This is a genomic window from Streptosporangium sp. NPDC006013 (genome assembly GCF_040614275.1).
GTDB lineage: Bacteria > Actinomycetota > Actinomycetes > Streptosporangiales > Streptosporangiaceae > Streptosporangium.
Genome location: NZ_JBEXUE010000356.1, coordinates 1 through 10,600, shown reverse-complemented (window position 1 = coordinate 10,600; position 10,600 = coordinate 1). Strand labels below are relative to the sequence as shown.

Below are 10,600 nucleotides of genomic sequence, written 5' to 3'. Positions count from 1 at the left end.
ATCCAGCGCGGAATCCAGATGGAGCACGACCTGCAGGTCGTTCAGGCCCGCGCCCGGGCCGATGTCGTTCGGGCGGCGATCGCCCAGGGCTTGTTAGTCGCGGTCCGGATGGAACGCGGCGCCGACATGCTCGTCGCCCTGCTGGGCGTGGCGATGAGCGGCGCGGCCTACCTTCCCGTCGACCCCGACTACCCCGAGGCCCGTGTCGCGTACGTGATCGAGGACTCCGCGGCGGCGCTGGTCCTGACCGGCCTCGACGACCTTCCCCCGGCGACCGCGGCCCCCGCCGTGACCACGCGGCCACGCCCCGGCGACACCGCGTACGTGCTCTACACCTCCGGGTCCACCGGGCGGCCGAAGGGGGTGGTGGTGCCCCACCGGGCGCTGACCAACTTCCTGCTGGCGATGCGCGCGCTGCTGCGCTCCGCACCCCGGGACGTGTGGCTGGCGCTGACCTCGCTGTCGTTCGACATCTCCGCCCTGGAGCTCTACCTGCCGCTGGTGACCGGTGGCCGGGTGGTCGTCGCCGACGCGGAGACGGCCCGGGACGGCGCGCGGCTCGCGCGCCTGATCAGGGACGAGGGCGTGACCCACGTACAGGCCACCCCCTCGGGCTGGCGGGTCCTGCTCACCGGGGACCTGCCGCGCGTGGTGGGCCTGACCGGCGGTGAGCCGCTCGCGCCCCGGCTCGCCCGCGAGCTCCGCCCGCACCTCGACCGGCTCGTCAACGTCTACGGCCCGACCGAGACCACCATCTGGTCCACGGCCTGGGACGTCCCGGAGAATCCCGGCGAGATCGTCATCGGCCGCCCGATCGCCAACACCGTCGTCCACGTCACCGACCCCGCCGGCGGACCGTGCCCGATCGGGGTGGCCGGAGAACTGCTCATCGGCGGCGCGGGGGTGGCCACCGGCTATCTGGGCCGCCCGGCCCTGACCGCGGAGCGCTTCGTCCCCGGCCCCGGCGGCTCGCGGCACTACCGGACGGGAGATCGCGTCCGCCTCCGCAACGACGGCACCCTGGAGTTCCTCGGCCGTACCGACAACCAGGTCAAGCTACGCGGTCACCGCATCGAGCTCGGCGAGATCGAGGCGGTGCTCGACACCCACCCCGGAGTGCGGCAGGCGGTCGTCGCGGTGCGCGGGGACCGGCTGGTGGCCTTCGCGGTACCCACCGCGCCACCGCCCGCGCGGCCAGGACCGGACGGCCGCGGAACGCTCGACGGTCTCGGGGAGCACGCCGCGCGCGAGCTGCCCGGCTACATGGTGCCCAGCGTGTTCGTCGAGGTGGCGGCGTTGCCGCTGACCCCCAACGGGAAGGTCGACCGCAACGCGCTTCCCGAGGTGGGCGGGACGCCCGCGCGGGACGCGACCACCCCCCGCACCCCCGCCGAGCGGATGGTCGCCCAGGTTTTCGCCGAGGTGCTCGGGACGGCGGTGGTCGGGGCGCACGACGACTTCTTCACCCTGGGCGGGCACTCGCTGCTGGCCACCATGGTCACCTCGCGGCTGGCGGCGCTGTCCGGAACGGAGGTTCCCGTCCGCGAGGTGTTCACCCGGCCGACGGTCGCCGGGCTGGCGGAACTGCTGCCCGACCCCGGCGTCCCGATCGCGGGAGCGGGGTCCGGCTTCGGCGTCCCGGTCCGTGAGAGCGACGGGCCGCGCCCGAGGCCCGGGGGAACCGCCCCACCGCTCTCCTTCGGCCAGGAGCGGCTCTGGTTCCTCAACCGGCTCGACCGCGACGACGCGTCGTACAACATGTGCCTGGTCAGGCGGCTGCGCGGGCCACTGGACCGGGACGCCCTGGCCCGCGCCCTGGCGGGCACGGCCGCCCGCCACGAGAGCCTGCGCACCCGCTTCCCCGAGGTGGACGGCGCGCCGGTCGTGGTCATCGATCCACCGGGTCCCGTGGCCATCGACGAGATGAGCGCCGCAGCCGAGGCCGAGGCACTGGAGCTGGTCTCGGCTCTGACCAACGCGCCCTTCGAGCTGGGTGCCGAACCGCCCCTGCGCGTCGCGCTGATCCGGATCGCCGAGGACGACCACGTCCTGTGCGTCGTGCTCCACCACATCCTCGGCGACGGCTGGTCGCTCAACCTCGTCTTCGACGAGGTGTCACGCCTGTACTCCGGCGACACCGCCCTGCCCCCGGTCCCGCTCCAGTTCGGCGACGTCGCCCGCTGGCAGCGTGAGCGCGACCTCGGCGGCCTGCTCGGCTACTGGCGGGACAGGCTCGCCGGCCCCACCCCGCTGGACCTGCCGGTCGACCGGCCGCGTACCGCCGGGGCCGCCAGGCGCGGCGAGGTGACCACCGTCCGGCTGGCGGAGACCGAGGCCGCCGCCCTGGCCCGGCTGGGCAGGGAGCACGGCGCCACCATGTTCATGGTCCTGCTCGCCGCCTACCAGGTTCTCCTGTCCCGGCACAGCGGCCGGAGCGACATCCTCGTCGGTACGGCCACCGCCGGCCGGGACCGGGTCGAGCTCGAACCGGTCATCGGCTATCTCAGCGACACCCTGGTCATGCGCGGCGACCTGTCGGCCGACCCCACCTTCTCGGACCTGCTCCGCGAGACCAGGACCGGCGTCCTGGACGCCTTCTCCCACCGCGGCGTGCCGTTCGAGGAGCTGGTGCGGGCCCTGGGGGTCGAGCGCGACCTCACCCGCACACCGCTGTTCCAGACCATGCTCATCCTGCACACGCAGGACTCCGGGCAGGCCCGAGACGCCTTCGCCGGGCTGACCGCCACGGCGTTCGAGCACGGCATGCGGCAGGCCAAGCTGGAGCTGATGCTGGAGGCGTGGCAGGACGAGCACGAGCTCATGCTCAGCTTCGTCTACGACGCCGAGCTCTTCGACCGGGCCACCGTCGAGGCCATGGCCGCGCGGTTCCGCCTGCTGCTCACCGCGCTGCCCGGCGCGTCCGGCGACCGCGTCTCGGAGCTGCCGCTGCGCACCGGGGACGACGACGCCCTGCTCCTGCGCCTCTCCCGTGGCCCGGTACGGCCCGCCGCCGCCCTGGTGCCCGATCTGTTCGCGGCGGCCGTACGCGACACGCCGGGCGCGGTCGCGATCGGATGCGGGGACGCCACGCTCGGCTACGCCGGGCTGGACGCCCGCGCCGACGAGCTGGCCGCGCTCCTGCGGGGGCACGGCGTCACCGGGGGCGACGTGGTCGGCGTCTGCCTGGACAGGTCACCCGACGCCGTCGCGGCCCTGCTCGCGGTCTGGCGGGCTGGGGCGGCCTACCTGCCGCTCGACCCGGACCACCCCGCCGAGCGGCTCGCCTTCATGCTGGACGACAGCGCCACCCGCCTCGTCCTCACCTCGGCGGCCCTGCGCGACCGGCTGCCCTCCACCACCCCGGCCGTCCACGTGGACGACCGGCCTCCCGCTCCGGAGACCGGCCGGATCGCCGATCCGGCGGCGCCGGGCGGCGGGGCCGCCTACGTGATCTACACCTCCGGGTCCACCGGAACACCGAAGGGCGTCGTGGTCTCGCACCGCAACCTGGCCGCCCGCGTCGCGTGGATGCGCGAGGCGTACGGGCTGGGGTCGGGCGACCGGATGGTCCAGTTCGCCTCGCTGAGCTTCGACACCCACGCCGAGGAGATCTACCCGGCACTGGCCGCCGGGGCCCGGCTGGAGCTGCTGCCCGAGGGCGGCGTCACCCTGCCCGACCACCTCGACCAGGTCACCGTGCTCGACCTGCCCACGGCCTACTGGCACGCGCTGGTCGACGACATCGACGAGATCCCCTGGCCGCCGACCCTGCGTCTGGTGATCCTCGGCGGCGAGCAGGTGCACGAGGCGGCCGTGACCCGCTGGCGCGAGCGTTTCGGCGACCGGGTGCGGCTGGTCAACACCTACGGCCCGACCGAGGCGACGATCATCGCCACCGCCGCCGAGCTGGACGGCTCCCCGGGACGGCCGCCCATCGGCGTCCCGATCGCCGACACCTCGGTCCTGCTGCTGGACGGCACCGGCCAGGAGGTCCCGCCGGGAGCCCCCGGCGAACTCTGCGTCGGCGGGGCCGGGGTGGCCACCGGCTACCTCGCCAGGCCGGTCCTCACCGCCGAGCGCTTCCCCGTCCTGCGTGGAGAACGGATCTACCGGACCGGCGACCTGGCGCGCTGGCGGTCCGACGGGCGGCTGGAGTTCCTCGGCCGCCTCGACGACCAGGTCAAGGTCCGCGGCTTCCGGATCGAGCCCGGCGAGATCGAGGCATGGCTGCTGACCCACCCCGGTGTCGGCCAGGCCGCGGTGGCGGTGCGCCGGGAGACCCTGGTCGGCTACGTCGTCGGCACGGCCACCGGCGAGGAACTGGCCGGATACCTGGCCGGGGCGCTGCCCGCCCACATGGTCCCCACGCTCTGGGTGAACCTCACGACCCTGCCGCTGACCGGGAACGGCAAGCTCGACCGGGCCGCGCTGCCCGCGCCCGAGGCCGGCCCCCGGACGAGAACCGCCCCGCGTGGCGACGCCGAGGAGCTGGTGGCCGAGATCTTCGGCGAGGTGCTGGGGATCGAGGAGGTCGGTGCCTTCGACGACTTCTTCGCGCTGGGCGGTCACTCGCTGCTGGCCACCCGCGCCGTCGCCAGGCTCCGCGCCGCCATCGAGGTGGACGTGCCGATCCGCACCCTGTTCGCGCGGAGCACCGTGGCCGACCTCGCGGCGGCGGTGGAGGAACTGCTCGTCGCCGAACTGGCCGAACTGTCCGACGAGGAGGCCGCGCGCCTCATGGAGACCGGGAGCTGAATTGGACTACCACGTCGTGGTCAACCACGAGGAGCAGTACTCGATCTGGCCGGACGGCCGGGACCTGCCGGACGGCTGGCGGCACGAGGGCGCCCGCGGTACCAGGGAGGACTGCCTCGCCCACATCGACCGCGTCTGGACCGACCTGCGCCCGCTCAGCGCGAGGAGGTCCTGAAGATGTCCGACCGAGTGGTGCCGGGGAGCGTACGAGAGGAGATCGTCATGGTCAGGGAACGGCTGGCGGCGATGGTGGCCTCGGCCTCCGACGGCGCGGTCACGGCCGGGGAGGCGTTGACCGCCACGGTCCCGCTGTCCGCGCTGGGGGTCACCTCCCTGGCGCAGATGCGGCTGATCGACGCGGTGGAGACCGAGTTCGGGGTGGAGATCGACCTGTCGGGCGACGGGCTCGACCTGCTGGACGACCTGGACGCACTGGAGCGCCACATCGACGAGGCACGGCGCTCGCGCTCCTGACCTCCGACTCCTACAACAGGGGGAGCACATGGACATCCGGTTCTCGGGGAGCCGATCGGGGACGGCACCGCTGACCTGGGGGCAGCGCGCCATCTGGGACACGATCCAAAGGACGGCGCCGGACGACCACTACTTCAACTTCGGCCGGGTGCTCGCCGTGCCCCGGCGGGCCAGACCGCTCACCGTGGCGCGGGCCGCCGAGGTGCTGCGCGCGCTGGTGGAACGGCACGAGTCACTGCGCACCAGGCTGGGCGAGCCCCCGTACGGAACCGCGGACGGCGGCGCGCGACCGTACCTTCAGGACCCCGCGAAGGCTCACGAGTACGGAGACAGCGGCGGCGGCACGGAGCCGTGGCAGGTGCTGGAGACCACCGGGGCCGTCCCGGTCACCGTCTCCGAGGGCGACCCCGAGCGGCTGCGGGACGCGCTGGCACAGGCCGCCTTCGACTACGGGAACGAGTGGCCGCTGCGGATCGGGCTCGTCGTCGAGCGCGGCGAGGTCACTCACATCGTGCTCGTCTTCTGCCATCTGGCCGCCGACGGCCTCGGGGCCGAGGTGGCGGTCACGGACCTGCGGCTGCTCCTGCTGCGCGGCTCCCTGCCGGGCCCGCCCCCGCCCTCACCACTGGATCTGGCCCGCTGGCAGGGCTCCGAGCGGGGTCTGAAGGTCGCGAGGATCGCCGCCGAGCACTGGGAGAGCGAGTACCGGCGCATCCCGCCGACCATGTTCGACCGGCGCGAGGACGTACCCGCGGATCCGCCGATCTGGCGGGCGCGACTCGTCTCGCGGGCGATGGACCTGGCGGTGCGGCGGATCGCCGCCGTGCGTGGCACGAGCACCTCGACGGTCCTGCTGACCGCCGCGTCGGTACTGGCCGGGAAGGTGAACGGCCACGACGTGTGCGCGATGCTGCCGATCGTGGGCAACCGCTTCCGCGGCGACACGGCCGGCGCCGTCACCACGCTCTCCCAGGAGGGCCTGTTCGTGCTGGACCTGCGCCGGGGCGACTTCACCGAACTGCTGCGCGCGGCCAAGCCCGCCGCGCTGCGCGCCTACCGATCCGCCTACCACGACCCCGCCGAGCGGGACGGGATCACCGAGCGGATCAGCCGGGAGCGGGGCACGCCGATCCACCCGTACTGCTGTTTCAACGACATGCGCTTCGCCGACCAGGTGGACGCCTCCCCCGACGAGCGGACCGTGCAGGACGCGCTGGCGGAGACGACCTTCTCCTGGCCGCTCAGCCAGGAGAGGCTCAACTGCCGGTTCTGCCTGCACGTGACCGGCGAGCCCGGCGGGCTGGGCGTCTCGCTCACCGCCGACACCCGCCACCTGTCCCGCCCCGCGATGGAACGCTATCTCCTCGATCTGGAGTCCCTGCTGGTCGAGGCCGCGTTCCGCGAGGTGCTGGAGCCCGTCGGTTGACTCCTCCGCCACTTCCTTCCCCGGACCGGAACCCGGGTGCTCCCCGCCGGAGGTGCCCGATGACGGTCCACGCCCACCCCGGCCGGCGCCCGCCGCCCGGCCTCCTGCCCGGAACCGGAGCCCGATGACGGTCCACGCCTACGCCGAGTCGACGTCCTGCGTCCAGGGCGGCTCACTCCGCTTCCACCTCGCCCGCGCCTCCCGGGCCCCGCTGCGCGGCTCGGTGCTGATCGAGGACGTGGCCACGGACCTGGCGGTGCTCGAAGGGGAGTTCACCGGCCCGTCCTGGACGCTCGACGTCTCCGCCGGCTGGCCCAGCTCGCTCTACCGCGCGATCTTCACCGCCGACGAGGGGGTCTGCGAGGTCTACTTCGTCGTACGGGCCGCCAGGGCCGGCTCGCCGATCCTGCTGTCGATCCCGTTCCCGACCTGGCAGGCGTACAACCGGGCGGGCATTCCCGGCGAGTCCATCTACTGGACCGAGCAGGCCACCCGGGCCTCGCGCGTCTCCTTCGACCGGCCGGGCGGCGGGCCGCCGCCCGAGCGCTGGGAGGAGGGCATGATCCGCTGGCTGGGGCCCGCCGGATACGACGTCGACTACTGCTCCGCCCTGGACCTGCACTCCGGGCGCGAACTGCTGGCCGGATACCGGCTGCTGATGGTCAGCGGGCACGACGAGTACTGGTCGGCGGGGATGCGCGACAGCGTCGAGGAGTTCGTCGGCCGGGGTGGAAACCTGGCCGTCTTCTCCGGCAACACCTGCTGGTGGCAGTTCCGGCTGGAGGACGACGGGCGCACCATGGTCTGCTACCGCGACGCGGTCGCCGATCCGATGGCCACGGTGAATCCCGCCCTCACCACCGTCGAGTGGTCCAGCGCGCCGGTGAACCGTCCGGAGAACAGCCTGACCGGGGTCAGCTTCCGGCACGGCGCGGGGACCTGGGGTCCGTACATGCGGCTCATGCACGAGGAGTCCTACACGGTCCGCTTCCCCGAACACTGGGTGTTCGAGGGCACCAAGCTGGGCGAGGGCGACACGTTCGGCAGGGGCGCCATCGGCTACGAGACCGATGCCTGCGACTTCACCGAGGTGGACGGCGTGCCGGTGGCCACCGGGCGCGACGGCACCCCGCCGTCCTTCGTCATCCTGGCCACCGCCGACCTGCGGCACTGGCACCGGTACGGCCAGGGCGGCATGGCCACCATGGGCGTCTTCGGCCTCGGCACCGGGACCGTGTTCACCGCCTCCACCGTGAACTGGGGAAACACCCTGCACGACCCGGCGGTGGAGCGGATCACCCGCAACGTGCTCGACCGGCTCTCCCGCCGCGTCTCCGGCTGGGAGGTGATCGGCCCCGGCGGCTCGATCCGCGCGCTGACCGCGTGCGACTCGCGGCTGTACGGGGTGGGCACCGACGACGCGCTGTACCGCAGGGACGTCTGCGGCCAGAACCTGCGCTGGCGCCGCATCGACTCGGGCGGCGGCGTCGTGGCCATGGCCACCCCGCGCGAGGCGTCCGGCACCAGGCCCGTCGGCCTGTATGGGCTGACCGGCGACGGCCGTCTCGTCTACCGCGACCCGGGCACGCGGGCCCCCTGGGGCACGCTCGGCGACGCCCCGCCGGGCGGGGTGGGGCTGGCCCTGGTCGACGGCGGCCTGTGGGCCGTCACCGCCGCCGGCGGGCTTTGGTACCTGCCCCCGGACACCGCGGAGTGGATCCCGGCCGACGAGAGCACGGGCGGACTCGCGGGCGGGCCGACGGGCGCGGTGGCCATGACCGCCATGAACGGCCGCCTCTACGCCGTCGACAGCGCCGATCGCGTCCGCACCCGGCTGCCGCTGCCGGGACCCGGCGAGTGGGCCGACCTGTGTTCCGCCGCCGGGAGCACCACCCTCACCGCCCACGCCGGCCGCCTGATCGGCACCACTCCCGACGGCCCGCTGCGCTGGCGGACCCCCACACCCTAGGTACTGGTCCCGCGGATCCCGCCGCGGCGAGGAACGGCCGGGTGGTACGTCGCGAGGCGAAGGACGTGGCGACGACAGGACACCTGGGTGAGAGCGGGGTCTACGCGATGGCGCTACTTCGGTGATGTGTGAAAGTCCGGTGGGGAGGCGACCAGGATCGACTGCGCCGTCGCTATGACGAGGCGGGCGGCATCCCCCCTCTCCAGGCGCCCGGTGCGACTCTCCTCCGCGGCGCCTTTCAGGATGTAGTGCAGGACATTGACCAGCCAGGAGATCGGCAGATCGGTGCGGAACACGCCGTCGTCCTGGCCACGGCGAATGAGTTCTTCGACACGCTGCGCGGGGGCGGCGTGTAACTCACGAACGCGCCCGGCGGGAAGAGCTTTCTGAGCGGCGGTCAGCAACGCCATGGACTCGGCCACCAGGGACCAACTGGAGCCGAGCAATCGGTCCAGGGCCTCTCGTGCGTCCCCGGTGAGATCGACGGACGACAACGCCTCCTCGCCGGCGCGCAGGGCGTCGACCAGGGCGGCCTCGACGAGTTCCGCCCGGGTGCGGAAGTGGCCGTACAGCGTCATCCGGCCCACTCCCGCGGCCTTGGCGATGTCGTCGACGCTCGCGTCCGGATCGCTGCTCAGGCTCCTGCGTGCTGCGGAGACGATGCGGGCGATGCTGCGTTCGGCGTCCGCGCGCCGGCGCGGACCGGCAGAGACGGTAGGCATGCCACCACTCTAACTCGTACGGAGATATACGTGTTACTCTCACGGCTCGAAGTCGTACATTGGCATACGAGTTAGCCGGAGATCCTCGATGACGCAGCATGAGATCCACGAACCATCTCCACAGGACAGGCCGGCCCATCCGTCGCGATGGCGCATCCTGGCCTTCCTCGGTGTGGCCCAGCTGATGTTGATCCTCGACGTCACCGTCGTGGCCATCGCGCTCCCGCACATCGAGACCGACCTGGGCCTGAGTCGCGAGGCGCTGACGTGGACGGTCAGCGCGTACACGTTGACGTTCGGCGGCCTGATGCTGCTGGGCGGGCGACTCGCCGACCTGATCGGGGCCAGGCGAGTGGTACTCGCCGGCCTGCTGATCTTCACGGCGGCGTCATTGGTCACCGGGTTCGCCGACTCCGCCGGCATGCTGCTGGGCGGCCGCATCGCGCAGGGACTCGGCGCGGCGCTGCTGTCCCCGTCGGCCCTGTCGCTGGTGGTGACCCTGTTCGACGGTGACGAGCGGAACAAGGCGCTCGGTGTCTGGTCCGCGCTCGGCGGTGGGGGCGCGGCCCTCGGCGTGCTGCTGGGAGGGCTGCTCACCGCCGGCCCGGGCTGGCCATGGGTCTTCTACGTCAACGTGCCCATCGGGCTGTTGATCCTCACCGCTCTCGCCCGGATGCTGCCGCACCAGAGCGTGGCCGAGCCTCGGCCCCGGCTGGACGTGCCCGGTGCACTGCTGGTCACCGCCTCGTCCGGTGCCTTGATCTATGCGATCACCCGCGCCGGAGAGCACGGGTGGCTCACCGCCACGACCGGGTGGCTCCTGCCGGCGGCCGTGATGGGCTACCTGGTGTTCGTGGCCAGGCAGAAGACCGCCAGGTCACCCCTGATGAATCTCACGCTGCTGGCCCGGCGCCCGGTGGCCACCGGCACGTTCCTCATCATGATGGCAACGGCGCTGATGATCGCGGTGTTCTTCCTCGGCACCTTCTACTTCCAGCACGCGCAGGGCTTCGGCGCTCTGCAGACCGGTCTGCTCTTCCTCCCGGTCGCGGTGGCGACGATGCTCGGCGCCAACCTCACCGGCCGGGCCATCGCCCGGGCGGGAGCGCGCCGGCTCGCCGTGGCCGGGCTGCTCATCGCCGCGATCGGCATGACCGTGCCGCGCAATACCGCGATTCGATGGTCAGGGCGTTGTCGAAATCCACCTGGGCGCCTTCGACCGCGGCTGCAAGCAGGTTGTGCGCGGCGGGAGCC

General features: G+C 73.0%; 7 protein-coding genes. 6 read left to right on the top strand and 1 reads right to left on the bottom strand.

Annotated features, from left to right (window positions below; translation table 11 throughout):
* The first annotated feature begins 18 nt into the window (after nucleotides 1-18).
* The 5 genes from ABZ260_RS37240 (at nucleotide 19) to ABZ260_RS37220 (ending at nucleotide 8,624) form a co-directional block, all read left to right on the top strand.
* Complete coding sequence (locus ABZ260_RS37240) at nucleotides 19-4,755, top strand: amino acid adenylation domain-containing protein (RefSeq protein ID WP_355626925.1); 4,737 nt, start codon at nucleotides 19-21, stop codon at nucleotides 4,753-4,755.
* A gap of 1 nt (nucleotide 4,756) precedes the next feature.
* Complete coding sequence (locus tag ABZ260_RS37235) at nucleotides 4,757-4,930, top strand: MbtH family protein (protein ID WP_350913117.1); 174 nt, start codon at nucleotides 4,757-4,759, stop codon at nucleotides 4,928-4,930.
* A 2-nt stretch (nucleotides 4,931-4,932) separates the two neighbouring features.
* Nucleotides 4,933-5,229: an acyl carrier protein gene (locus ABZ260_RS37230; RefSeq protein WP_350913115.1), complete on the top strand. Its 297-nt coding sequence runs from the start codon at nucleotides 4,933-4,935 to the stop codon at nucleotides 5,227-5,229.
* Between the two features lie 28 nt (nucleotides 5,230-5,257).
* Nucleotides 5,258-6,655, top strand: a complete 1,398-nt coding sequence (locus tag ABZ260_RS37225) for a hypothetical protein (protein ID WP_355626923.1) — start codon at nucleotides 5,258-5,260, stop codon at nucleotides 6,653-6,655.
* Between the two features lie 124 nt (nucleotides 6,656-6,779).
* Complete coding sequence (locus ABZ260_RS37220) at nucleotides 6,780-8,624, top strand: N,N-dimethylformamidase beta subunit family domain-containing protein (RefSeq protein ID WP_355626921.1); 1,845 nt, start codon at nucleotides 6,780-6,782, stop codon at nucleotides 8,622-8,624.
* Between the two features lie 113 nt (nucleotides 8,625-8,737).
* Here the strand turns inward: ABZ260_RS37220 and ABZ260_RS37215 are convergent, their stop codons facing one another.
* Nucleotides 8,738-9,346, bottom strand: a complete 609-nt coding sequence (locus ABZ260_RS37215) for a TetR/AcrR family transcriptional regulator (RefSeq protein WP_355626919.1) — start codon at nucleotides 9,344-9,346, stop codon at nucleotides 8,738-8,740.
* 88 nt (nucleotides 9,347-9,434) lie between these two features.
* Here ABZ260_RS37215 and ABZ260_RS37210 point away from each other — a divergent pair.
* Nucleotides 9,435-10,600: MFS transporter (locus ABZ260_RS37210; RefSeq protein ID WP_355626917.1), on the top strand; the 1,166-nt coding region annotated here is incomplete at its 3' end.

What these genes read in the sequence shown, in the direction of transcription:
- ABZ260_RS37240 (WP_355626925.1), top strand. Translation starts at nt 19, where the DNA reads ATGGAGCACGACCTGCAGGTCGTTCAGGCCCGCGCCCGGGCCGATGTC.
- ABZ260_RS37220 (WP_355626921.1), top strand. Translation starts at nt 6,780, where the DNA reads ATGACGGTCCACGCCTACGCCGAGTCGACGTCCTGCGTCCAGGGCGGC.
- ABZ260_RS37215 (WP_355626919.1), bottom strand. Translation starts at nt 9,346, where the DNA reads ATGCCTACCGTCTCTGCCGGTCCGCGCCGGCGCGCGGACGCCGAACGC.
- ABZ260_RS37225 (WP_355626923.1), top strand. Translation starts at nt 5,258, where the DNA reads ATGGACATCCGGTTCTCGGGGAGCCGATCGGGGACGGCACCGCTGACC.
- ABZ260_RS37230 (WP_350913115.1), top strand. Translation starts at nt 4,933, where the DNA reads ATGTCCGACCGAGTGGTGCCGGGGAGCGTACGAGAGGAGATCGTCATG.